Here is a 23,999-nt window from a genome sequence, read left to right on the forward strand (position 1 = left end):
ATCGACCGGGAGGAGGGTCAGCCGATCCGGGGGTCGTGAACGCGGCCGTGGTCCTGTCCGAGGCACTTGCGTATCGCGAGGGCCACCCGATCCATCTCCACGGTCGACACCCGCTCGGCCCCGGTCGGGTGCAACAGGGTGAACACCTTGGGGCCACGCAACTCGGGTGCCAGGTCCGCCATCCGAGGCACCACGTGGAAGTGGACGTGCTCGAATCCCGGCTTCTCGGCGAACTGCGCCACGTAGGTCTTGGCGCAGCCGGTCGTCTCGTGCAGTGCCCGCGCCAGGCGGACCTGCCACAGACCCAAACCGGCGGCTTCGTCATCGGTCAGGTTCGCGATCGAGGTCACATGTCGCCGGGGGACCAGGACCAGCCAACCCGGCAGACTCGTGCCGACCGAGTGCGTCACCCTCCACAGCACGTCGGAGGCGATCCGTTCGCGAGGCGGGAGAGTGTCGTACGAGGCGTCCTGCCGGCAGGAGTAGCAGTCCTCGGAGGGTGTCGTCATGTCCGCGAGCCTAGGCCCCGCGCGAAACTCATTCGTCACGTCTCCCCGCCCCATGACCATGCCAACAAACCGACGCGGCGACGCTGAACGAGCCACATGATCCGCCGGGCAGGACCCAGCGGCTCGCCGGCCGGACTACGGCTCCGGTGGTCACCACCCCGCGCACCCCGGTCCGGGTCCCGGCGCCGGCCCACAGTGAGTGCCACCTTGCGCTCCGAACGGGCTGATCCCACGACGTAGGGCACGACTTACCTCCGCAGTGACCCAGCCGAAGATCCGCCGGACGGGCCCCTCGGGCGTGTCTTTAATCCCCGTCGGGCTCCACGACGCCCGACAGGGATTGAAGACACGCCCTAGCGCGGCGGGCCCGGCATGGGTGGCGTGGACGGGTCGTATGCCGGGGCGCCGTATCACGCGCCCATGCCGGCCGGTGCCGATACGCGCCTCGTACCGCCGACCGCGATCGAGATGGACGCGGCGTTCACCCGACACCGGCGAGGCCCATCGACAGGCCGCTGTTCTCGGAGCCGTACGCGACGGAATAGTTGTTCTGTCCGCCCGATACGCAGCGGGGGGTTTCCTCACTGCTGGAAAGGGGCCTGCACACCCACTCGTTGAAGTCCCCCTTGACATCGTCCTCGTCCTGCTCGACGAATCCCATTCCGAGCAATACGAACCCCGATACCAGAAAGATCAGTTGGAGAAGGCGTGCGATCGGATGCATGTATTGAGAGGCCTCGCCGTTCGAAGTCGTTCACTACGTATGTCGCGGGCGACGGCGTGCACCGCGCACCCACGGTTCCGGGGAGCCCCGGAAAGAATCGCGCCCTTCTTCCGAACCATCGACAGCGAGCCGGCGGGACGGCGCAGAGCACACGGACACCCCACCCGCATGCGTTCCGCCACGGACACAGCTCGCGGCCGACGCGCGATCCGAGGGGCAATCCGGATGGCGCGTAACGTCACGTCAGGACGGACGTCGCCTGATACGGCACTGGGTGAAGTACTTCACCGTGCACATCGGCGTCTTGGGTACCGACCGATCGTCGTCGAGCCACAGTGCCTCCTCCCATGCACCTTCGCGGGCGCCGCGATTCCCCGTTCGACCGTGCCGACACGTGCCGGAGCCGCCCACGGACGAGCCCCCGACGGCCCGGTGGGATCAACTGTGGCGGCCCGCAGACCCGGTGGGGCGAACAACGGCGTCCCGCCTCGGCCTGGGCGTGCATCCCCGCGCCGAACTGCGTAAACGGCCCACGAATGGGACCAGTTCATGCGGCCGCGATCAACGAGCAGTGTCGGCCGGTCGCCATGACGGGCAACGCGTCACGCTCGAAGGCCACGGCCCGCCCCCTCCTGAGCCCGGAGCTCGTATCCACACACTGCGCACCATGACCGACGCCAGGCGCGCCATTGAGCAGGTGCGGAGGACCGGACGCCCGGTCGTCGCGATCCTGCTTAGCCATTCCCACCCCGATCACGTCGGCGGCGCGGGGGAGTTCCACAACGCCTCCCGCAGGCACCCATCTACGCCTCTGTCGCGACCCGACCATTCCTGTCGGCAACCAAGCGTACGGCGCGCGGCCCAGCAACTTCACCGCTTCGTGCGAGGAGATCGCGACCGCCCACGCCCGCTACGCGCCCGCGTCGATGATGGACGTCACCGTCGAGGTCCGGTCTTGTTCGGCGCGGCGCAGCGCAGCGCAGCGGGTGCATGGCTTCGGGTTCATCGTTTCGGGTTCATGGCTTCGGCTCCGATCCGCCGACGCTGTCTAGACTTCCGCCGTGAACGACACCACTCATGGCATACGGATCCGACCGGGCGGCCTGGCCGACGCACCAGCCGTGCTGGACATGCTCGACGCCGCAGTGGCCTGGATGAACGAGCGCGGCAACACCGAGCAGTGGGGCACGACACCGTACTCTCAGAAACCCGGCGGGGTGGCGCGGGTCGAGCGGTACATGACCGACCACGACCCGCACATCGCGGAGTTGGACGGGGTACTCGTCGGCGCCCTGGTGTTGGACACGGGACCCAACCCCTTGGTGCCGATCGCGCCGGCCGAGGAACCCGAGCGCTACGTCCGGCTACTGGTCTCCGACCGACGGCACGCCGGCCACGGCATCGGGTCGACGCTGTTGGCCCATGCCGCGGACGAGACCCGGCGGGCCGGCGTGAAGCTGCTGCGGGTCGACTGCTGGGCGGGCGGCGGGGGCGAACTGGTCGCGTACTACGAGCGCAACGGTTTCACCCCCACCGATCGCTTCATGTCCGACGCATGGCCCGGACAGGTGCTCGCCCGGCGAGTCGACTGACAGCACGCGGAGGTTCGCCGACACGACCACGTGGAGGAAGTCGCAGCTCCGTCTCCGCCGGGCTCGCCTGGTGCGGCTCAGGGGGCCAGCGCGACATGACAGTAGGGCGTCTTGTACGCGGACGTGTCGAAGCACCTGACGGTGTCGCTGCTCGAGATCTTCGTCCACATTCCCCGGATGTGGTACGTCTGCGCGCCACCGTAGAAGGACACGTGATATCCGGTGTCGGGAAAGGTGAAGGCATCGACATCCTTCTTGTCCCATAGCCACCCGCCCACCGATTTGCCGGGGTTCAGATCCTGCTGCTGACAGCTCACGGTGCGTTGCCCACCGGGGAAGTTCCATACGTTGCACCGATGGTCCCCGCCGGTGTCCAGCTTGAGGGTGTAACGCATCTTGTCGCTCGCCGTGTCGTTCACCGCTCGACCACAAGGCGCCCACGTGCACCCGGAGGCGCTGGCCGGGCCGCCCGTGAAGACGACTCCGCCGAAGGCCATCGCCATAACCGCGACACCGCCCGCAAGCTTCCTTCGCCGACTCATCTACTCCTCGCATCTCTCACACCGTTCAGCGGGTGGTGTGCTCCCCCCGACCACATCGTGTGATCTGCACACCCAACGTCTCCGGCTGCGGCGGCGGGAGGCAATACCGTCGTCGTCCCGCTCCGGGGACGGGACACTCACAAGGCTCCTGATTTGCTGTTCCGCCGCGGAGATGGGACACCTGTGGGACGTGGCCCCGAGGACTCCGATGGCGACGCCGACTTGCGATTTCCGACTGCCGACCGTGGAGCCGGCCGCCGCGTGTACGCCCACGGGCCTCGCCATCCGCGACGTCGAACGGTTCACCGCAGGTGTGGCCTGCGCCGCGTGGGCGATGACCGACGCCACCGGTCGCCGCACGGACCACCCGCCGAGTCACCAAGGTGCTCTTCGGTCGAGTGGGGCGGCGGGCACGGAGCCTGCCCGGGCGGGTGCACCCACCCGGTCCGTCGCCACGCCCGCCGTCGCCGCCGGTCGGTCACAGGCGGGCGGTGGCCTTGGGAACAAGCCGCGGCAACAGGTCGGCCTCCCAGCCGCGTTGGGGGTAACCGTCCGGCGTGGACAGGTGGCCCAGAGGGGTGATCCGGATGATGAACTCGTCCTTGCGGAACTGCACGCCGCCCTGCGCGCTGTAGCCGGCATCCGCGCCTGCCGAGGGCGGCAGTTCCCGGTAGTCGGCGAGCCGGCGCGGGCCCGAGGCGGTGAAGTCCCAGTCGTGGGTCATCTCGGCGCCGGTGGCGATCGACACGATGTCCACGGTCAGGCTGATCGTGCTGTACGCGTCGATCACCCGAGGCGTGTCCAGCGTGAGTTTGCAGGTGGTGCTGCGCAGCGCGGGCCCCTTGCTCTTGAGGAATCCGCGGGCGTCGGCCGTGCCGACGACTTCGACGCCGCGCACATCGGGAAAGACCTCCCGGACGTCGGTGGCGGTGACGATGTCGCACGCGTCCGGCCACGTGGTCGGGTCGTCGGGCCGAGCCGTGAACCTGCCGTCCTTCCCGGGCGCGGGCGGCGCCGAGGGCCGAACGTCGGCCGTGCGAACCGACTTCGCGCTCGCCGTCGGCTTACGGCCCGTGGTGTCGATCGACGGCAACGGTGGCATCGGCTGTTGCTCCGCGGCCGCGGGTGGTCCCGCTCCGGCGGGGTCCTGGAACGCCTTGCGATCGTGTCCGCCGCCCCCGTCCGTGCCGTTGATCAACAAGGCGGCGACCACGGTCGATACGATGCCCGCCGCGACCAGCGCGACCCATCTGACCGGACCACCCGCAAACGCGCCGGAGCGCTCCCTGGCACCGACCTCCCCCGGCCCGGCCGGAGGCGGAAAGGGCGGGAACGTCGGAGTGGGCGGAGCCGCGGGAGGCGGCGAGGCGTGTGCGGGTCGGGGCGGGTCGGGTACGTCGCGCCGGGCTTCGGACACACTGAACTCCAGGAAATCACGGACTCGTTCGGCACCGGGCACCATTCGCCACCCTGTACGCGAACGGTCCCGGCCACGGCACGCTAGGCGCCCGGCCACACACTCGGCATCCAACGAGCGCAGGAGAACCGGGTAAACCCTGGCGGTATGCGGGCGCGATCGGTCCGAATGCGCCGGGTTCGGGCGGATCCCGGTATGCGTGTCGCGTCGCGGTATGTGCGGTGTGCCGTTCCGTGCGTGCGCGTACGAGGCGACGCCGGCAGCAGGGGCCCGGGGGAGGTTCTCTTTCGGGTGGGCCGCGTACGGTCGCGTGGTGGCGGTCGTTCACCGTCTCGGGTGCGACGCGGCTCGGTGGGCTCGGGGTGCGGGTGCGCGTGCGGTTGCGGTTGCGGTTGCGGTTGCGGTTGCGGTTGCGGTTGCGGGTACAGCGTGGGTCGGGCCGGGGTCGTGGGTCCGTGGAAGTCGTATTCGCTGCGGAGGTCGAGGCTGAGCAGTGGTGCTTCCGGTGCCGGTCGGTGGTCCCGGTCGCGGGAGACGGACCTGTTGTTTCGCCGATGGGCAGGTGAAATGTTCACCGATGGGCTGGTGAAGCCCAACCGCCGCCGGAGAGCACGTTCTCCGGCGGCGGTTGGGGAGGTTGACTCAGGTTGGTCGAATTGCTCCGGTCGAGCCCGGGGCTACTTGGAGACCTTGTTGTGCTTGAAGTCGTAGCGCCAGAACCTGGACGCGGTGCTGGTACCGACCTTCACGCGGGTCTCGACCTGGCAGGTGAGGGTGCCGTTGATGCCGCCGAACAGGCGCAGGTGGCCGCGTTGTTCGTAGACGTCGAATCGGTAGTCCTTGTAGGCGGCGCCGCCGCGCAGGACGTAGTGGCCCTTCTTGCCCTTCAGGGGCAGGGTGGCGCTGATGGTGTCGGTCCAGGTCTTGGTGACGTCGAAGCCGACGGTGGCGCTGATGCCCTCGTGGCTGACGCCCAGGGTGCCGCCGACCTTGTTGGCGAGGGAGACGCTCTTGTCGAGCTTGACCGCGATGGGAGCCCAACTCGAGGCGGACCAGTTCGGTTCGTCGGGCCAGACGGTGTGGGTGCCGATGAATTTCGGGTTCTTGGCCTCGCGCTTGCCGGCGCAGGGCTTTCCGTCCGCTGCGGGCTTCTTGGCGGACGTGCTCGAGGACGCCTTGCGGGACGACGAGGAGGAAGAGGATGAGGCGTCGGCTGCGGTGAAGAGTCCGGCGAGGACGATCAACGTCAGTGCCAGGACCAGCGTAAGACGCAGGTGCGTTGTGCGGGTCGCCATGATGGTTCTCCAGGATGGAGGCGCGGCGATGTCGTGACGTCGCCGTCGCCGTCGTGGGGATCGGATGTCGCCCGGCCGGGGCTGTCGACGGTGCGGCGCGGGGCCTGTCCCGTTCTCGGGATGTGAGGCCGGCCGTCGACGCCGTCCGAGCCGAGATTTCCCGTCCGTCGCGGCTGCGACAAGGGCTGTGGGCGTGTGGGACAGTCCGGCTCTGTCCGGCCTGGTCGGAGGCCCTGTCCGAGGGTGGGGACGTACGTCACGCCGGTGTCCGAGCCGGTGTCGGTCGGCGAGTTCGTGGTGTTGCGCCGCCTCGACGGGATATCAGGCATCCGGGACGCCGCGCCGTGTGGTTCGTGTTGCGCCGGGGTGGGCGCCTCGGCCGCGCCGACGCTCACGGAGGTGGGTTCGGTCCCGTGGCGACGACGGTGCGGGTCGGTGTGCGATGGCCGTGCCGCTCGTTCACGTGCCGGCGGGGTGACAGGGGCGTACCGGAGACGATGTTCGGCGAATGCCCATGCTCGTTCCGGGGCATGACAAAGCGCCTCGCCGGGTCGACGTCGGGCCGTGGTGGGCGTTGTTTCGCCGGGTGGCCGGGTGGGGCTTGTGTGCGCAAATCGGGTTTGAGCGCCCGCTACAGGCAGTCGTTGGTCACGTCGTGGCAGGTCTCCTCCGGGAAGGGGTCGGCCGGTTCGGTCCTGTACGGCGGCCAGGTGAAGGCGGGTTGCTGCGAGGTGGCCCGGGGCCAGGGCGGGGGCGTGTACTCGTCCCGGCGGGGCACCGTGATCGTGGTGCGCGGTGCGGGCGGGGCCGGTGGCGTGCTCTTGGGTGCGCCGGCCGCAGGTGGGGTGCTGTTCGCCGACGGCCGGGACGCGGGTGTGTCGTCCGCGACGGGACTCACGGCGGCGATCGGGGTATCCACCGTGGTGGGCTCAGCGCTGTGCGGACGGGGCGAGTTCGCGGGGGCCGATCCCGGCGGCGTCGGGCGGGCGTCGTCGGAGTCGCGCAGGATGCCGATCCCGGTCGTTCCCGCGGCGAGCAGCAGCACGGTGGCCACGGTCACGGTGAGCCGACGGCGCCGCGAGATACCCGACAGGATCCGCCGCTTCGACGACCGGCGCGAGCCCGTGGGCGCGTCCTCGGCGGGCGGCGTGTCGGCGATCGGGGACGGGGCGTCGTCCTCGGCCGGAGTGTGCGGGAGTTCGTCGCCTTCGTGTGCCTGGCCCGTATCGGAGACCGGGATGCCGCCGCCGTCGTTGCCTTCGGCGCCGGGGCCGGGGCCGGGGGCCGGGGTGTCGCTTCCTTCGGTGGCGGGGCCGGGAGCAAGGGTCGGCGCGGTCTGGTCGTCGTCCGGGGGCTTTGTGTCCGTCGGTGCGGCCGGTTCGTCGTCGTGCGCGGGGTCGTCGTCGGGATCGGCTGCGGACTCCTGCCGGTCGGGGTCCATTCCCGACACGACGAGGCCTTCGAGGTCGACAGCCAGGCGCTTGCGCGCCAGTGTCCACTTCTCGACCGTGGCGGCGTCGCCGCCGCAGGCGCGTACGAACACCGCGAGGAGTTCCTCGCGCGGCAAATCCTGGCGGTTCAGTACGCCGGCGAGCGTTGCCCTGGGCAGGCTCGCCCCGAACCCCTGGGCTCTTCGCTCCAGCGCTCGGTAACTCAGGTTCGTCCATTGCCGTAACTGCCGCATCGCGGTCACGAACTCTGCCGGCGTGCGCGCCGAGTCCGGACCCGGTTGGGTATTCGTCACCGTGGTCGACCGTCCCTGTCCCCCGTGGCGGCCCGTTCACGGACCGAAACAGCGGTCATTCTCATGAACGGACGGCGGGCGGACAAGTCCTTCTCGACATCTGTCACGGCTTGTCCCGGTGCACGACACTGCCGGTTCGCGAGGCAGGAGCCTCGCGGACCGGCAGTGGAAGTGCCCTCGGAGAGTGAATCGTTCGGGATGTGGCCGGGCACCATCATCGATGAAGTCGGCCCAGGCCCGGCGCCGGGCCGGGGCCGGGGTCGCACGCACGCGCATCCGTCGGTCGCCGGTCAGGTGCACGACGATCGCACCGATCTGCAGGAGCACGAACTCGACGGTCGCTGCCCGGACCGGGGCCGGCCACGGCGCGAAGCCGGTCACCAGCGGCAGCAACGGGCCGACGACACCCAGGACCTTGATCGTCTGACGGCGGGCAGCGGTACGCGCTCCGGCCAAGCCATCATCAGGCGGAGCAGATCGCGGCTGCGGATCACCTTGAGCACGCCCGCGTCTTGAAGCTGCCGTCCGTGGCGATCGCGTTCGGACCGTGACCTGCGGTCCTCCCTCTCGGGAGGATGACTCGCCGCCGCTGCGAAGAGCACTTCGACGTTCGCGCCGCCGGGCTCCCTCAGGTCTGTTCGGTGCCGCGGCGCGGTTGCATCGGTTGTCGAAGGGTGCGCCGGTCGGGCCAGGGGGTGTGACACGCGACGTGGGAGTTGTCAGCGACGGGCAGCGGTGACGTGGCGGTACGCGACGACCCGGGACGCCGAGGCGAGGGTGGCGACGGTGACGGTTTTACCATTGCCGGGGGAATGAACGACCTTTCCGTTCCCGATGTACAGCTGCACGTGGCCGCCGCCGTTGGTGATCACCAGGTCGCCGGGGACGAGAGCCCGGCGGGTGGTCGAGGTACCAGATCGGGCCATGTCCCAGGTGGTGCGCGGGAGTTGCACCCCTACTGCGGCCCAGGCTCGCATCACCAGGCCCGAGCAGTCGAACGCGCCGGGGCCCGTCGCGCCCCACCGGTACGGCTTGCCGACCTGGGCCTTGGCATAGGCCACAGCAGCGTCCGCGCCGGACGCGTGCGCGGCCGGACCGGGCTTGCGGGGGTCGGTGGTACCACGCGTGTCGGGGACTGAAGCATGGGAGACGTCGGCATCAGTGGCGGTGTCGGTGTCGGCCTTCGTCGCGGCCGGTGTTGTCGTCGCGGTGGGTTCCGTGGACGTGTGCGCCGTGGACCTGAGCGCCGTGGATCCAGGCACGCGCAGGGTGGCGCCGGCGTAGATGAGGGTGGAGTTGCCGAGTCCATTCGACGCCTGGAGCGCCGCCACCGTCGTGTTGTGGTCCACGGCCAATTGCCAGAGCGTGTCGCCCCACCGCAGGACGACCTCCCGCTCGGCCGCCGGCTCGACGGGTTCGGCTGCGGGGGTCGGCTCAGTCGCGGAGGCGGGGCCCGTCGGGTCGGGTTCGCCCACCGCGATGCCGGGGGCGGTCGCGGAATTGGCGGGGGTGTCCGGGGCCGGCGGCTTCGCGGTCGGGGTGGACGCGTCGGCGCCCGGGGTGCCGTTCGCGGGCTTGCCGTTCGCGGGCTTGCCGTCCTGCGGAGCGGCGGTGTTCGTGGGGGCCGCCGTCGTCGGTGCGGCAGTGGTCGTCGGTGCCGTGGCGGCGGGCTCGGACTGCGTGTGGGGCGCGTCCGTGTCTTCCGAGGTCGGTACGTCCACGACGAGGTCGGGCGACGCGGCGGGTTCGCTCGCGCTCGGCCTGGGCGACACGAGCGCGAATACGCCGATGACGAGCGCGCACAGCAGTACCACCAGCAGGCCGCCGCGCTTGCGGGCCGCGGCGCGCCAGGCGTCCCTCGCGGGCGCCGTCGAGTGCCTGCGCCGCCCGCCGGCGATGGTCCTCGTACGGCCCGGGGCGGGCGACGCGTCGGCGATGGCCGTTCCCGCCGGTGGGGTGTCGGTCTTCGCGCGGTCGGCCGCTCGCGATTCGCCCCGTCCCGCCGCGGATTGAGGCGTCGAGCCGGCGGCGGGACGACGCGCGGGTCGGACCCGGCCCACCGCGACGGTGCGCTCCGAAGCCGGGATCTGCCCGGCCCCCGTACCCCGCACGGACGTCGTGGCCGTCGTGGCCGCCCGCTCCGAACGGCCCGCAGGCGCGTCGCCCGCCCCGTCCCGGGCCGGAACGCGCCGCATTTGTTGTGTCATGACGACCTCCCTCGTCGGCCGCCCTCGCGGCTCGCAGGAAACGCTCGCCGTCTCGGCGATGTCCGGCCAGAGCATTCGCCGTCCGAGACAGTCCGGACTCGTCCGACGCCCGACGGCCTGCCCTTCCGCAGGCCGGCCGGCGGAGCGTCGCGACGCCGACCGACGCGACGCTCGTACGCCCGCCCAGGAATCAACCCCTGCGCGCCCGACCCGAAGCAACGCGAGTCACGGCCGCCCTGCGGCCGGCGCCGGCGCGCGTCGACACCCCCGGTGGACGTATGCCGTGTCCATGGAGCGCAAAGGCGCCTTCGAGAACCGGAGCCGTCGTCCGACCCGCGAAAGCGACCTCAGGAAAGCCCGCTGACCTGCGCGGACGACTCCGGACAGTCCCGGACGCCCCAATCCCTGGCCGGACGATGCGACCGGCGGGGAGGCTCGGCCGTGTTCGAGCCGACCAGTGACGAGGAGAAACCCCCGTGACACGACGACTGTTCGCAGCCGGTCCCGGAAGGCACCGCAGGGACACGCCACAACACCGGTTGCTGCGGCCCGTCGGCCTGCTGCTGGGCGCAGCCGCGCTCGGCGTACCGGCGCTCGCCTTCGCCGGACCCGCGGCCGCTTCCGAACGCGGACGCCCCGCGACCCACGGCATCGTCCCCCGCGAAACCACCGCACCCGAGCCTGCGGCTCCACCACGCAACACCCGCCCCGACACCAAGGCGACACCGCGGACCGATACCTCCTCCACCCGAGACCCCGAGGCGCCGGAGAGCGTTCCCGCGTGTTCCTGCCCCGGCGACCGGCACCCGCCCGAGAAGCCCACCGACCGGCCCGACGCGAAGCCCCCGGCCGTGGACGGGTCGGATGCCCCCACCAACGACGAGAGCTGCGGCGGGGGTTCGACCGAGACGGCAGACGGCTCGAACGCATCGAACAAGACCGACGGCACGGAATCCCAGGACCCAAAATCCCAGGCTTCGGAAGCTGGGGACACCGAAGTTCAGGACACGGAACCCAAGGACACGGAACCCGAAGACAAGGCGCCTGAGCCTGCGGCGACCGACCAAGCGGCGGACGACCCCGGCTCCGAGGAGTCGGGCAACGAGCAGGCCGAACCGGACACGACATCCACCCCGGCCCCGAAGAACGAGCCCGAGAACGACGGGGTCGGCACGCAGCCCGACACTCCCCAGACCCCGACGAACGCCGACGCCGGCGGATCCGAAACCGGGGCACCCGAAGCCGAGACGTCGAACGACTGCGCATGCCCCAAGGGTTCGAACGAAACCCAGACGCCTCCCGATCCGGACGACAAGCCGGAGGCCCAGACCCCCAAACAGGCCGACTGCTCGACGAACCCGGCGGACCCGACCAACGAAACCGACACGAACGACACCGCTACCACCACCGACTCGACGGACTCGACGGACTCGACGGGTTCAACCGGTTCAACCGGTTCGACGGGTTCGACGGGTTCGACGGACTCGACGGGTTCGACGGACTCGACCGAGCCGCCGGAGACCGACGCCCCCACCGACGCGACGAAGCCCGGCGACTCGCAGACCCGGCCCGACCGCACCTGCTCCCCCGCACCCGCCCGCGCAAAGGCCACCCCTCAACCGGACGCAAAGAAGGGCAAGGCCTCGAAGCCCAAGACCTCGAAAGCCAAGAACCCGAAGAGCAAGACACCGAAGAGCAAGACACCGAAGGCCAAGACACCGAAGGCCAAGACTCCGACCAAGCGTTCGCCCCACAAGAAGAAGCCCCGATGCACGGAATTCGACCCCGCCAAGCCCGGACAGGTCGAACCGCACGCACCCGCCGACGACACCCTCGTCGCGTCCCGACCCCTCACGTCACGGCCGACGATGTCCAACATCGTCCAGACGGACCGCGTCGGCGCCTGACGCGAGACACCGAAGGCCTCACCTCCGAACGCGACGCCCGTCGCGGCGACACCGCCGAACAACGAATGAACGGGCGAGCGTACGACCGAACAAGGAGCACACGTGAAAATCCCCCTCCGACTCTCCCGATCCACCGTCATCGCCACGATCGTCGGCGGCCTCACTCTCGCCGCCGGCATCACGGTCACCACCCCCGCCGACACATCCCGGACCCGATCCGCCCCCTCCCCCGTCTCCGCCTCCGACCCCGACGCCCCCTCGAACGACGGCCGGGGCCTGGCCGTCACCACCGATGCCGTCGAACTCGCCGCATCCACCTCCGCCTTCACCACCACCCCGGCCAAGACCGCACCGGCGCTCCCCGCCGTACGCAACCTCAAAACCAAGCCCGGCAACCAGACGGTGCAACTGTCCTGGTCCAAGGTCACCGGCGCCGACGACTACCGCGTCTACGCCGCCGCCGGATGCGACCTTCTCGGCCCGGACAAGGCCAAGTACCGCCGCGTCAAAGACAACCTCAAGACCAAGACGACCTGGACCCACACCAAGGTCACCGAGACCTGCATGAACTACTTCGTCGTCGCCGTACGCGACGGCCGCGAGGGCGCCCGCCCCGCGTTCGGCACCCGGGCCACCGCCGCCCAACCCAACCGCAACCACGACGAGGCGGTCCGGAAGTACTTCAAGTCCACCCCCTCCCCCGGCGACCGGGTCGCCCGCACCTCGGTCGCACCCGGCATCGACCGGGGCATGGTGATCACCCGCGCCTTCATCCGCAACAAGGACACCCTCAGCGACACCATCGGCGACCACCGCTCCTGGAGCAGCCTGCCGGTCGTGCCCGCAAAGGCCACCATCGCGTGGAACACCGGGACCGGCGAAGTCGCCGTGTACGTCCACAGATCCTGCGCCGTCGGCATCTCCCGGCCCGGCGGCGCCGCGGAGACGCTGTGCCGTAACGCGCTCCCAATCGCGTTCGTCGCCGATGCCGCCTCCGTGGGCGACGCCTCCAAGGACGAACGCAACCTGTTCTCCGTGTCCAAGACCGCCGACGGCGGCCTCAGCATCGGCATGTCCGCGGCGAACTCCTGGAACGACAAGGTCTGCGTCCCATCCGAGTTCGGGCCAAGCACCTGCTTCTCCCTCGGACGCATCAACGCCCGAGCGACCCTGACCCCCACCGGCAAGACCTTCTCCGCCAAACTCACCGGAGACCTCTTCCCGGCCTGGGAGTTCGTCCGCTATCCCACCACCGCTCCCGCCGCGCCCCTGGGACTGGGCCTGGTCCTGGGAACCCGCGACCAGACCCAGCCCCGCGACCTCACCAGCGGCAAGTCCTCCACCTGCACCACACCCGCCAAGGAAACCGAGACCTTCCCCAACCCCATGTCCTGCTGACCCACCTCCATCCACGGCCGCATCTGCACCTCTACCGCACCCACACCCCGCACCCGCACCGACATCCACGTCGCATCGGCACCGGCATTGGCATCGACACCGGCATCGCTTTCGACACCGGCATCGACGTCGCCGCCACCGCCGCCGCGTGGAGGTCGGTGCGGGTCGAGGCGATCGTCGGTGCCCGGCCCGTACCCGTCTCCTTCGTCGGCACCCCAGGCGAACCGCTGCGCGAGCCCGTCCGACGGGTCGAACGTCCGACAGATCGAGCCGATGGCGTGCCCGGCGTGCGACGACACCCAGTGCCTCGGGGGTGTTCGCCCGTTCGACAATCCGGCTTGACGGCGCGCCCCCGAACCCACGACCTGCCGTTTCGGGAAAGTCGACACCCTGCACACGCCTGTCCGGATCGCGCAGCAGCGGGGCGACCCGGACACGGCACGGGCCCGGTTGAGGGGGGCGGCCGAGACCTGCACGCGAAGGGTTTGCGAAGCCCTACCCAGCCGGGCCGTGTCAGCTCTTGAGGAACTGGACGAGGTCCCTGTTGAACTTCTCCTTGTCGCCCGGGACGAGGGCGATGCCGTGGGAACCGCCTTCGTAGACCTTGAGGGTGGCGTTCGGGATGATCCTTGCGCTCTTGCGGCCGGTGGCGTCGATGGGCACCACCTGGTCGTCGTCGCCATGAACGATGAGCGTGGGAACGTCGAACTTCTCGAGGTCCGCGTGGAAGTCCGTGTAGGCGAAGGCGTCGACACACGCGACGCCGCCCTGGATGGTCTCGGCCATGGCCATGTACCAGAACGCGTCCTTGTTGCCCTGGGTGACCTTGTTGCCGTCGCGGTTCGCGGAGAAGAACCCGACCGCGGTGTCCTTCCAGAACTGCGAGCGCTCGGTGAGGATGCCGCTCTTGATGTCGTCGAAGACGGACTGGGGTACGCCCTCCGGATTGTCGGGGCCCTGGAGCATGAGTGGCGTGATCGCGGAGAGCAGGACCGCCGACTCGACCCGCTGTGTGCCGTGGCGCCCGATGTATCGGGCGAGTTCGCCGCCACCCATCGAGTGCGCCACGAGTGTGATGTCCCGCAGGTCCAATCGGGTGATCAGGTCGTTCAGGTCGTCGGCGAAGGTATCGAAGTCGTAGCCGTCGAACACCGGTGTCGAGCGACCGTGACCTCGCCGGTCATGCGCGATGCCGCGAAATCCGGCGTCGGCGACGGCCTTCATCTGGTCCTGCCAAGCGTCGCCGTTCAGTGGCCAGCCGTGAATGAAGACGACCGGACGACCGCTGCCCCAGTCCTTGTAGAAAATCTCGACACCGTCGCGAGTGGTCACCGTGGGCATGCTGGAATCCTTCCGGGGCCGGCTTCGAAGCGGGCACCGCGCCCACCTCGGCGAGCGGATATCACACGACGAGGCCGGACAAACATCGCCCGACACGGCTCCTGGGCGTCTACGACGATCGCCGCCACCCGGGCACGCCCCGATCGGGTCCCGTGGCTCGGTTCCGCCGAAGAGGCACAGGTCGAGCGTCTCTCGGCACCGCGCACACGCGGTCGGCATCTGCGACGGTGCGGACAGCGAGCCATACGGCCACGGCAGGGTCGTGAGTTGCCGCGAATGGAACGCCGGCGTCCCCTGCCCCAGCCGCGGCCGCGGTCCACAGGTGAGCGGCAACCGGCCGAGGAATCGATGACGCACCAACCGCCACGGCCAAGGCGGCGGCGTCCCCCGGTCCACACGCAGACGCGGGTGGACGGCAGCACAGCGGAGGTCCGGAACCTCGGTGACCAGCACTCCCTCGCCAAGGTCGTCAACTGCGGTCGGTCCACGGCACGCTGGAGACGAATCAGTGCGCTGCCGGGCTCGACACCAACGCCATGTTCGTCATGCTCTCCGGGGCGGCAGAGTCCACTCCTGGATGGGCGGCGGACACGCCGGACCGGGCACATTCAAACTCCCGGTGACTGGACGGCCGAGGTCATGAAGGTCGGCGAACTCCGGTACCGCGCGGAGATCCTCGGCGGTGAGGGCGCGGTGTAGGCACCGCGGGCCGGATCCGCGCCGCCGTCCGTTGCGGCCGCTCGATCCCGCATGTGGCGGGGAGCCACGGCCGCGGTGCCCGGTCGACCCGCGGATGCGCTGGGTCGCAGGACGGTGACGACCCGGACGCAGGCGCCGGCCCGTCCCGGGCCGCCGCATCTGCCGTCTTCAGACCTGGTCACCGATCTCCAGACCCCTTGTGCGGCTGCTACCGAGGTGGCCGGAGCGCGTCGGTGACGACCTTGTCGGCGGCGCGTTGTTGGGAGAGCAATTCGGGCTTGCTTCCGTCGAGGGCGAAGTTCATGGAGACCACTGCTCCTCGTCGGCCGTCTTCGGTGACGCCGAGGATCACGATGGATCCCGAGTCGCCGCCGTCGTGGCCCCAGTAGCGATCACCGCCGGGCAGAGGTCGGGAGACCAGCCCGAGGCCGTACCGGCCGTCGGGCCAGATCTCTTCGATCTCGGAGCTGACCGGCCGGGTGGTCTTCATCGCGGTCAGTTCGGCGGGGCGCAGGAGACGTCCACCGAGGAGTGCCCGGAAGAAGGTGTCGAGATCGCGGGTGGTGGAGACGATGCCGCCGGCCGGGTACGAGGGGATCTGGGAGGTGACGTCGACGAGTTCGCCGTCGAAGCGCTGGTATTGCTTGGCGTGTGGCAGCCGGATGTCCGGCGAGGTCCCGGGCCAGTAGGTGTGTCGCATGCCCAGCGGCCGGAAGATGCGGCGTTCGAACTCGCGGTCCCACGGCTGTCCGGTGATGCGTTCGATGAGCAGTTCGGCGATCATGTAGCCGGTGTTGGAGTAGGCCCAACCCTCGCCGGGGTCGAAGAGTTGCGGCAGGGCGACCCCGTTTGCCACCAAGTCCTTTGTGGAGAAACGCTGGTGGCGCACCTGCAGGTACTCCGCCTTGGAATTCCACGTCGGGAGGGCGTCCTGCAGACCTGAGGTGTGTTGGAGCAGTTGGCGGATCGTGATCGGTCGGCCGGCCACGATCCCGGGCAGCCAACGTTCGACCGGGTCGTCGAGTCCAAGGCGTCCCTCGCCGACGAGTTGGAGGACCACGGTGGCGGTGAAGGACTTGGACGTGCTGGCGATCCGGAACGCGCCGTCGGCGGGGATCGCGCGTCCGGTACGCACATCGGCGACGCCGACGCGAGCGGCGCAGGTGGCGTAGCCGGTCGTCGCCCTCGCCTGAACAGCGGGGATTCCCAGGGCCGAGACTGCCTCGGTGTTGCGGCGCAGCTTCGGGTAGTCGGGCATGTCGAAGGTGCCGGCGGGGTTCTGCGCTCCCGTGCTCCCGATCGCCGCGCTGCCGATGGCTGCGATTCCGGCGGCTACATTGCCGGCGGTTACCTTGCCGGCAGCTACGTTGCCTGCGTCTGCGTTTCCGACGGATGCGTTGCCGGCCGCGGTCGGAGAGCACGGTGGCGTCGCCGCCGCGCCCAGGGTGGGCGTAGCGATCAGGACGGCGGTTGCGGTGGCGCCCAGGACCAGCGTCAATGTCAGCGGTGCGGCGCGAAGGTGGCGTTTCATGCCTGGAAAATTAGGCGCGGCCGGGGCCGTCGCCGATACGGCCGGCTGGAGGTATTGCGGTACAGCCTGCTGTAGTGCCGGGGCCGTACCCCTGTAGCGATACTGACCTGCATGTATGGAGCGAACGCGTGGCGCGCCTGCGCATACCTGCTCGGCAACCTGGTCGCCGCGGTCGGTGGTCTCTTCTTCCTCCCGCGTCCGGGGTCGGCGGGCAACTGGGCGGACCGTCGGCGGTCCGCCGCGCGGCGTTGGCTCGGCGTACCGGGCGAGTCGTCTCCGATCACGCGCCGCCGGCTGGCGCTCAACGCGTTGACAGGCGTTCCGACGGGCCTCCTGGTACTGCTCGTCATCGGCAACTTCGTCGTCGGCGTGATCGGCACGACCGCCTGGTGGGCGTTTTCGCCCGAGAACCGCCCACGGTTGTGGATCGACGTGCCGATCGACGGCTGGGGTGACGCGCTGTTGCTCGGCGTCCTTCAGGTCGTCGCCCTCAGCGCTGTGGCGTGCCTCGTGCTGCCGCCGCTCGCGCGTGCGCAGAATCGTCTCCTCGCGCCGTCCAAGGCGGAGCGGTTGGCGCTTCGCGCGGCCACGCTGACCCGGACCCGCGCCGACGTCCTCGACGCGCACGGCGCGGAACTGCGCAGGATCGAGCGCGACTTGCACGATGGCGCCCAAGGTAGGCTCGTCGCGATGACGATGCATCTCGACCTGGCGCGCCAGGCGGTGCGCGAGGAACCGGGCACGGCCGAGGCACTGATCGAACGCGCACACGCGAGCGCCGAGGCCACTCTGGCCGAACTCCGCGAGGTGGTTCGTACGATCTACCCGCCGATCCTCGCCGACCGCGGGCTGCCCGGTGCGTTGTCCGCGGTCGTCGCGCGTTCGGGTGTGCCTGCCCGGCTCGACATGGACGAGTTGGGTGACATACCCGCCGCGGTCGAGACCGTCGCCTACTTCACGGTCGTCGAGGCGCTGACCAATGCGGCCAAGCACAGTCGGGCCTCCGCCGCCACGGTCGCCGTCGAACGCGATGACGGCCGGCTGCGGATCCGGGTCACCGACGACGGGACGGGCGGTGCCGACGAGGCACGGGGTACCGGGCTGGCGGGCATACGCCGGCGCGCGTTGGCGCTCGACGGCGAGGTCACGGTGGACAGCCCGGTCGGCGGCCCGACGGCCATCACGGTGGAGCTGCCGTGCGGCTGGTGATCGCCGAGGACAACGTGCTCCTCGCGGAGGGTCTGCAACTCATCCTCGCCAAACACGGCTTCGAGGTCGCCCGGGTCGTCGAGACCGCCGACGACCTGCTCGCGGCGGTGGAGGAGCACGATCCGCAGGCGGCCATCGTCGACGTACGTCTGCCGCCGTCGTTCCGCGACGAGGGACTCCAGGCGGCGATCGCACTACGGCGACGCCGGACGGACTTCCCCATCTTGGTGTTGTCGCAGTACATCGAGCAGACGTACGCGACCGAACTGCTGTCCACCGGCCACCACGGCGTCGGCTACCTGTTGAAGGATCGGGTCGGCCGGGTCGCCGAGTTCGTCGACGCCCTGCGCAAGGTCGCGGCGGGAGGGTTGGCCCTCGACGCCGAGGTCATCGCGCAGGTCGTCCGCCGCCGGGACGATCCGCTGGCGGCGCTGACCACACGTGAGCGGGAGGTCCTGGGTCTGGTCGCCGAGGGCCTCGACAACACGACCATCGCTGCGCGTCTGCGGGTGTCGGACAACGCGGTGCACAAACACATCGGCAACATCTTCGCCAAGCTGGGCCTGGCCGCCTCCGACGCCGGCCACCGCCGAGTACTCGCCGTCCTCACCTACCTGGACGCATCGCCGCACTGAGCGAGCGCTGCGTACGGCCGTCCCCCTCTGGCGGGCCGAGGCCGTCGAAGCCGCCGCCTTTGATCCGCAACGCCGAGCGCCGGGACGTCCGTTGACCCGGCCGGAGCCTCCCACCGCCCGACGTGATCGCGAAGGTCGCGTACTCCTCCCCCCCCGCGATCCGGACCCACCTGCGCAAACGCGGCATCCGGCACCATTCCCAAACCGACGCACAGGCAGGCAGCCCCACCACTCGACCGCGGGAATGCCGCGAGTTCGTCCTCGAACGGGTCGGGCCCGGATGGAGAGCCTCGACGACGCCGTCGGTTCGGCCTGCCCGCTCCCCGACACGTTTGTCGGGGGCCCGTACGGCGAGCGTGTCCGCCGACATGTCCTGTCGGGCGGCGATGACCTCTGGGAACCCGACACATATGTCGGGTGGTTCAGTACGCGTGTGTGTCGGCCGACATGGCGGCGCCGGCCCGTGGCGGGTGGGACGACATGTCGTGTCGGGCTCGGTGGTGTCGGTGTCCGGAACCCGACACACGCGTGTCCGGCAACCCGACACGTGCGTCCGGGAATCCGTACGGCGAGCATGTCGGCCGACACGCCACCGTCGCCCCTTGTCGGGCGTTTCCCCTCCACGCGCCGATGGCGGCCTGCCGGTGTCGGCTGTCCGGCTGTCCGGCTGTCCGGCGCAGCCGACACCGATCCGCGGCCGACCTCGGACGGCCGCGCAGGACGCCATCGCACCGCCTGCGCGCAGGGCTCGGACAGAGAGTCGGGAAGGTCTGCGTCCCGGACGATCTCGGACGTCCGCGAGTGAGGGCGGTTACGCGCTCCTACGGCCCGTGTACGAAGTTGCCATGCGGGTGGCGCGAGCCGGCGCGCTTCGTCGGGGCCGGAGACGCCATGCTGCCCGGAGCCCGACCTGTGCGGATTCCGTGGCCTACCGGCTGACGGAGGGCCCGAACGTTGTGGTGTCTATGGGGTGGTGCGTGGGGCGAGTTGGGAGACGCGTTCGTGGGGGAGGCGCAGGGCGGTACCGGCGTCGCGGGCGGTCCAGCCCTGGTCGGTGAGCGTACGGGCGGCGTGGCGGGCGGCGTCGCGGACGGCCTGTTCGGCAAAGGCGAGGGCGATTCGGGCCTCCTGGAGGTCCATGAGGGTGGCGGCGGCGTCGGGGTCGGCGGGTTTGACGGGTGCGAGGAACGTTGCCGGCTCGGCCTCGAGAACGTCGGCGACACGCGCGTGTGTATCGATCTCCGCGTCGTGCCAGGTGGCGGCTCGGACCCGGACGGCGTGGCCGTCGGGCAGACCGTCGACAAGGACGACCCACGATGAGCCGTCGCGGGTGGCGGTGGCGGGATAGCTCGGGATCACGCCGGTGAGGTCGTCGGAGTCGGGGTCGGGGTCGATGTCGGACTGCTCGAAAACCGCGTCAAAGGACATGGGGCGACGGTAGGTCACGGAGGTCTCATATCTGTGCGGGTTTGCCGACTTCTATCCGCATGAGGCGACCGAACAATTCCTGCGGTGGGGCGCAGCGTCGTCCACCGCGCCCGAGGGTCGCTCGACAACCTCTACGACGCGCTCGGTCTCCCCGGCGTCTTCCACACCGAATAGGCCGCCCACCCGCCGCAACGCACCTTCGAGGACACGCCGGACAGGTTCCGCGCGCCGGCCCCACACACGCGGAGCATCGGCGGGCGGTCCGGCCGCTACGCGGTCAGTTGTTTCGGGGGTACGACTGCTCCCTCGAAACTGGCGACAGCCCGAACGCCACGCGATTTCCTACGGTGACTTCGGCCAAATTCCCGCAGGCGGGCGCGAAGCGGCTCGCTCGCCAGACCTTCCGAGCCCGGGCCGCCCGCAGTTGCCGATGCCGATGGCGATCGACTTGGGCAGATGGCCTCTCGTGATCGAGCCCAACGCGGCATGTCGGCGCCGGCGAAGGCAAAGGCCGTCTCGGCTTCGATCGCCGCCCGCCACCGTAAATGGCCTTGCCCTCAAGGTAGTTCGTCGGTTTTGTGGTGGCGGGCCGGGGCGGGTTCTACCGTGGTGGTGTGGCCGCTGATCCGGTGACACCTTCGACTCCGCCAGGGCGGCGACTCCGGTACGACGCGTGGCGGGCTCGATGGCGGGCTCGATGGCGGGCTCGGCCGCGTTTGCCCGTCCCGTCGTCGCCCGAGGTCGGGTGGGACCCGCCCGGAGACTGGATTCGGGTCGCGGTGGTCGTCCGCAGGCTGGTGCTGTTGGGGGCGGCCGCCGCAGCGTTTGCCGTGTCGCGGCTCGTCGAGCCGAATCCGTGGAACCTGGACTTGCTGGAGCGCGGATTCCTGTCCAGCGAGATCGTCCCGGCCGCGATCGGCTGGTGCCTGATCGCCGCCGAGGTGGCAGCGACCGCCCGCGGCTTGCTGATCCGCGTCTGTGCTTTGGCATTCGTGGTGCTGACCGCGGTGTCGGGAGTTGTGCTCGCCGCCGTGGCGGCCGTCATCACGCCCCTCTTTGCCGGCCCCGATTCCACCGAAAAGGTCGTGGCGGTGTCGCCGGACGGCCGAACCCGGGCGGTGCGGGTGGACTACGAGGAAACCGCCCACCGCGACCGCGCATACGGCCTGATACTTCGCGTAGACGTGGGTCTGAACCGGAGCACGTGGATCCTGGACAGGTGCGACAAGGCGCAGGGCGAGATCGCGAACGTACGCTTCCTCGGCAACCGCACCCTGGAGTACACCCCGCCGCAGGGCCCGCCGGTGCGGGTCCACTTCGACCGGAACGCGAAGGCCGACCGCCAGTGGTGCCCGTGAGACCCGTGCGGGGCGCGTTCCTTCCGGCGGGCGCCCACGAAGCCGGCGGGCTCGGCCGAACAGGCCGGTGAAGGCAACCGCCCCGGCGTACGGGCACTCGGAGCGAAGGTTCTCTCGTCCACAAGCCGGGACCGCGAATCGGAACCGGGACCGGACCCGCCGCGCTGTCACAGGGCGATCCGCCACAGGATGGCATATCACCCGAAGTCGGAGTGAATCGCACCAGGGTCACATGGTGATGACGACCTTCGCGCGGGCATGTTCCACCTCGAGGTGTCGGATGGCTTCGGGGGCTTCGTCGAACGCGTAGGTCCGGTCGATGGCCGAGGTGATCTTGCCCGAACCGGTGAGTTCCGCCAGCGCCTCCAGGTTCTCCCGGCCGGCCTTCGCGGTCAGGACCAGCATCTTTTGGCGTGCGAGGCGCGACACCACCTGTCCCTTGACGATCAGGCCCATCGGGCCGACCAGGCTTCCGCCCTCGGACATCCCGCCGCCGGAAAGTACGAGAGCCCCCTCCGCGGTCAGCACGCTTCGCATGTCCTTCAGGGTCCGATTTCCCACCAGGTCGAACACCACGTCGTACCGCGCGTCGGCCTTCGCGAAGTCCGCTCGGGTGTAGTCGACCACATGGTCCGCGCCGAGCGACCCGACCAGATCCACGTTCCGGGTGCTGCACACACCCGTCACTTCCGCGCCGAACACCTTGGCCATCTGGACCGCGAAGGTGCCCACGCCACCGGACGCGCCGTTGATCAGGACCTTGTGCCCCGGTTGCACTCGGGCCGCATCCCTCAGGCCCATCAGCGCGGTGTTCGCCGCCAGCGGCAGCGCGGACGCCTGCTCGAAGGTCACGTTCGACGGCATCCGCGCCACCAGGTCCTCCGGCACCGCGACGTACTCCGCGAACGCGCCCTCCACCTCGCCGAACACCTCGTCGCCGGGAGCGAACCGCTTCACGTTCTCGCCGACCGCCTCGACCACACCCGCGAAGTCCGTACCCCGGATGCGCATCTTCGGCCTGGTCAGTCCGAACACCAGCCGTGCGAGGTACGGGTCACCCCGCATGACGTGCCAGTCGCGCGCGTTGACCGACGCCGCCCGGACCCGGACCAGGACCTCGTGGCCGGCGATCGTCGGCTTGCCCACCTCCTCGACCCGCAACACGTCGGGTGAGCCGTATCGGTCCTGGACGATCGCCTGCATCGGATCTCCGTCCCGCGCGGGTGGATGCCGAACGACTCGCCCGGCACGACACGACGCTAGAGGAGCGAAGTCCGCACAGCCATCGGGGACTTTCCCTAGTGGATCGGCCCGGCAGGCGCGGGGATTGCTCCGCCGTGAGGTCATCGGGTCGCGGTCGTTCGTTCCCACCCACCCCCCGGCGACCCGGGTCGTCCCTGGCGTGGCTGGGCGAGCCGCCGGGCGCATGGGCCCGGTTGTGCGCGAGGCGCGACCCGCCGGGTCGGAGTGGTCATAACAGCGGACACCCGTGTCGCCGTTTACCCCGGTGAATCGCCTCTCGGCTGATGTGACGGCGTTTTCGGCCGGTGCGCGGCACGCCGAGACGTACTCGCATTCGAACACATGTGCGTACGATTGGTCGTGTGGTCGAGGAACTGAAGGACGCGCCTTTGGCGAAGAGCATCACCGCGATGCGCCGCGCGCGCGACGCGGAGGCGAAGGCGCCTGTGCGGATCAAGATCGCCCGCCCTCGGGTCAGGACGGTCCGGCGGCACTCCTGGACACGCGGGACCGGTGTTCGCGCGGTCGTCGTGCCGAGGCGGACGCCGCTCGCGGAGGCCGCTTGGTCTGTCGTGGACATCGCGTGGCGGGAACGCACGCTGCCGACCCTCCTCGACGACGCCGGACTGCCCTTCTACCGCCGGCACCAGGTCCTCTACGACTATCCGGACGTCGCGGCCCGCGTCGTCCGGATGCAGCTCGCCGCCGACCTCGAGGCCCTGCGCCAGGGGTACGCCACGGCGAGGGTGTGGTGCCGGGACGCGGGACTGCCGCCGCATGCCACCGAGGAGCTCCTCGCCTTGTACGCCACGCTCGGCACCACCCAGCACGAGATCATCGACCGCGCGGAGGCCCTCCTCCGGGAGCGGAGCCGCGGCGAGCACCAAGATCGGTGATCAGGCGGGACGGGCGGCCGCGCGAACACGCGCGGCCGAGTCGAGGTCGGTTGTCGCCTCGATCAGCGCCCCCAGGCCGGGTCCGGCCCCGATCGCGCCTCGGCCCGGAGCACGCGGTGGCGGCCGGCGGCGATGCCGGCGGGGACCTGCGCCCGGACAACGCCCGTCGTCGCGTCGCCGGCATCGCGGCCCGCCGCTGCATCCCCTGTTGGGCCGGAAGGGCCCGCGCGGCGGACAGTGGTCTGGGGCCTTGCCCCGCGCGCCGTGCTTCGTGGACCGGGAGGCCGGTCGTGGGATCGACGCGTAACGCTTGGGGAGTCGGCTG

Annotated in this window: 19 protein-coding genes and 1 pseudogene; 9 read left to right on the forward strand and 11 right to left on the reverse strand. The window is 70.3% G+C overall.

Features of this window, described 5'->3' with window-relative positions:
- Positions 1-17: 17 nt before the first annotated feature.
- Together ACZ4FV_RS23930 and ACZ4FV_RS23935 are read right to left on the reverse strand one after the other, a co-directional pair.
- Positions 18-509 (reverse strand): HIT family protein, encoded by a 492-nt coding sequence (locus ACZ4FV_RS23930; RefSeq protein WP_402240189.1) that lies wholly within the window; start codon positions 507-509, stop codon positions 18-20.
- A 481-nt stretch (positions 510-990) separates the two neighbouring features.
- Positions 991-1,233 (reverse strand): hypothetical protein, encoded by a 243-nt coding sequence (locus ACZ4FV_RS23935; protein ID WP_465323242.1) that lies wholly within the window; start codon positions 1,231-1,233, stop codon positions 991-993.
- 667 nt (positions 1,234-1,900) lie between these two features.
- Between ACZ4FV_RS23935 and ACZ4FV_RS23940 the strand changes: the two are divergent.
- Positions 1,901-2,011: pseudogene (locus ACZ4FV_RS23940) on the forward strand (MBL fold metallo-hydrolase); the annotation flags it as partial.
- A 283-nt stretch (positions 2,012-2,294) separates the two neighbouring features.
- Positions 2,295-2,825, forward strand: a complete 531-nt coding sequence (locus ACZ4FV_RS23945) for a GNAT family N-acetyltransferase (protein ID WP_402240187.1) — start codon at positions 2,295-2,297, stop codon at positions 2,823-2,825.
- A gap of 77 nt (positions 2,826-2,902) precedes the next feature.
- On the opposite strand, the gene ACZ4FV_RS23950 is transcribed toward ACZ4FV_RS23945, so the two are convergent.
- From ACZ4FV_RS23950 to ACZ4FV_RS23965, 4 genes are all read right to left on the reverse strand, one after another.
- A complete protein-coding gene (locus ACZ4FV_RS23950) occupies positions 2,903-3,367 on the reverse strand; it encodes a hypothetical protein (protein WP_395873073.1) in 465 nt (154 codons plus the stop codon).
- 478 nt (positions 3,368-3,845) lie between these two features.
- Positions 3,846-4,580: a hypothetical protein gene (locus ACZ4FV_RS23955; RefSeq protein WP_402240185.1), complete on the reverse strand. Its 735-nt coding sequence runs from the start codon at positions 4,578-4,580 to the stop codon at positions 3,846-3,848.
- An 881-nt stretch (positions 4,581-5,461) separates the two neighbouring features.
- On the reverse strand, positions 5,462-6,079 hold the full coding sequence (locus tag ACZ4FV_RS23960; RefSeq protein WP_395873071.1) for a hypothetical protein: 618 nt from the start codon (positions 6,077-6,079) through the stop codon (positions 5,462-5,464).
- 631 nt (positions 6,080-6,710) lie between these two features.
- Positions 6,711-7,823 carry a hypothetical protein gene (locus ACZ4FV_RS23965; protein ID WP_402240184.1) on the reverse strand — a complete coding sequence of 371 codons (1,113 nt, stop codon included), beginning with the start codon at positions 7,821-7,823 and terminating at the stop codon, positions 6,711-6,713.
- 165 nt (positions 7,824-7,988) lie between these two features.
- On the opposite strand from ACZ4FV_RS23965, the gene ACZ4FV_RS23970 reads away from it, so the two are divergent.
- Positions 7,989-8,339: a hypothetical protein gene (locus ACZ4FV_RS23970; RefSeq protein WP_402240182.1), complete on the forward strand. Its 351-nt coding sequence runs from the start codon at positions 7,989-7,991 to the stop codon at positions 8,337-8,339.
- Between the two features lie 203 nt (positions 8,340-8,542).
- On the opposite strand, the gene ACZ4FV_RS23975 is transcribed toward ACZ4FV_RS23970, so the two are convergent.
- A complete protein-coding gene (locus tag ACZ4FV_RS23975) occupies positions 8,543-10,030 on the reverse strand; it encodes a C40 family peptidase (RefSeq protein WP_402240180.1) in 1,488 nt (495 codons plus the stop codon).
- A 476-nt stretch (positions 10,031-10,506) separates the two neighbouring features.
- Here ACZ4FV_RS23975 and ACZ4FV_RS23980 point away from each other — a divergent pair, with 476 nt between their 5' ends.
- Entirely contained in the window at positions 10,507-11,937 is a 1,431-nt protein-coding gene (locus tag ACZ4FV_RS23980) for a hypothetical protein (RefSeq protein WP_465323243.1), read from the forward strand.
- Between the two features lie 102 nt (positions 11,938-12,039).
- A complete protein-coding gene (locus ACZ4FV_RS23985) occupies positions 12,040-13,335 on the forward strand; it encodes a hypothetical protein (protein WP_402240174.1) in 1,296 nt (431 codons plus the stop codon).
- 513 nt (positions 13,336-13,848) lie between these two features.
- Here the strand turns inward: ACZ4FV_RS23985 and ACZ4FV_RS23990 are convergent.
- Together ACZ4FV_RS23990 and ACZ4FV_RS23995 are read right to left on the reverse strand one after the other, a co-directional pair.
- A complete protein-coding gene (locus tag ACZ4FV_RS23990) occupies positions 13,849-14,676 on the reverse strand; it encodes an alpha/beta fold hydrolase (protein ID WP_395873065.1) in 828 nt (275 codons plus the stop codon).
- 907 nt (positions 14,677-15,583) lie between these two features.
- A complete protein-coding gene (locus tag ACZ4FV_RS23995; RefSeq protein WP_402240172.1) occupies positions 15,584-16,906 on the reverse strand; it encodes a serine hydrolase domain-containing protein in 1,323 nt (440 codons plus the stop codon).
- A 111-nt stretch (positions 16,907-17,017) separates the two neighbouring features.
- On the opposite strand from ACZ4FV_RS23995, the gene ACZ4FV_RS24000 reads away from it, so the two are divergent.
- Positions 17,018-18,115, forward strand: a complete 1,098-nt coding sequence (locus tag ACZ4FV_RS24000) for a sensor histidine kinase (RefSeq protein WP_402240170.1) — start codon at positions 17,018-17,020, stop codon at positions 18,113-18,115.
- Entirely contained in the window at positions 18,103-18,750 is a 648-nt protein-coding gene (locus tag ACZ4FV_RS24005) for a response regulator transcription factor (RefSeq protein ID WP_395873062.1), read from the forward strand. Before ACZ4FV_RS24000 ends, ACZ4FV_RS24005 begins: the two co-directional genes overlap by 13 nt.
- Positions 18,751-19,713: 963 nt before the next feature.
- Here ACZ4FV_RS24005 and ACZ4FV_RS24010 read toward each other — a convergent pair.
- Entirely contained in the window at positions 19,714-20,178 is a 465-nt protein-coding gene (locus ACZ4FV_RS24010; protein ID WP_465323244.1) for a hypothetical protein, read from the reverse strand.
- A gap of 779 nt (positions 20,179-20,957) precedes the next feature.
- Here ACZ4FV_RS24010 and ACZ4FV_RS24015 point away from each other — a divergent pair.
- Positions 20,958-21,536, forward strand: a complete 579-nt coding sequence (locus tag ACZ4FV_RS24015; RefSeq protein WP_402240168.1) for a hypothetical protein — start codon at positions 20,958-20,960, stop codon at positions 21,534-21,536.
- 228 nt (positions 21,537-21,764) lie between these two features.
- Here ACZ4FV_RS24015 and ACZ4FV_RS24020 read toward each other — a convergent pair whose 3' ends face one another.
- A complete protein-coding gene (locus ACZ4FV_RS24020; RefSeq protein WP_465323245.1) occupies positions 21,765-22,739 on the reverse strand; it encodes an NAD(P)-dependent alcohol dehydrogenase in 975 nt (324 codons plus the stop codon).
- 401 nt (positions 22,740-23,140) lie between these two features.
- Here ACZ4FV_RS24020 and ACZ4FV_RS24025 point away from each other — a divergent pair, with 401 nt between their 5' ends.
- On the forward strand, positions 23,141-23,674 hold the full coding sequence (locus ACZ4FV_RS24025) for a hypothetical protein (RefSeq protein WP_395873058.1): 534 nt from the start codon (positions 23,141-23,143) through the stop codon (positions 23,672-23,674).
- The last annotated feature ends 325 nt before the right edge of the window (positions 23,675-23,999 follow it).

Source organism: Embleya sp. NPDC025285, assembly GCF_055558835.1.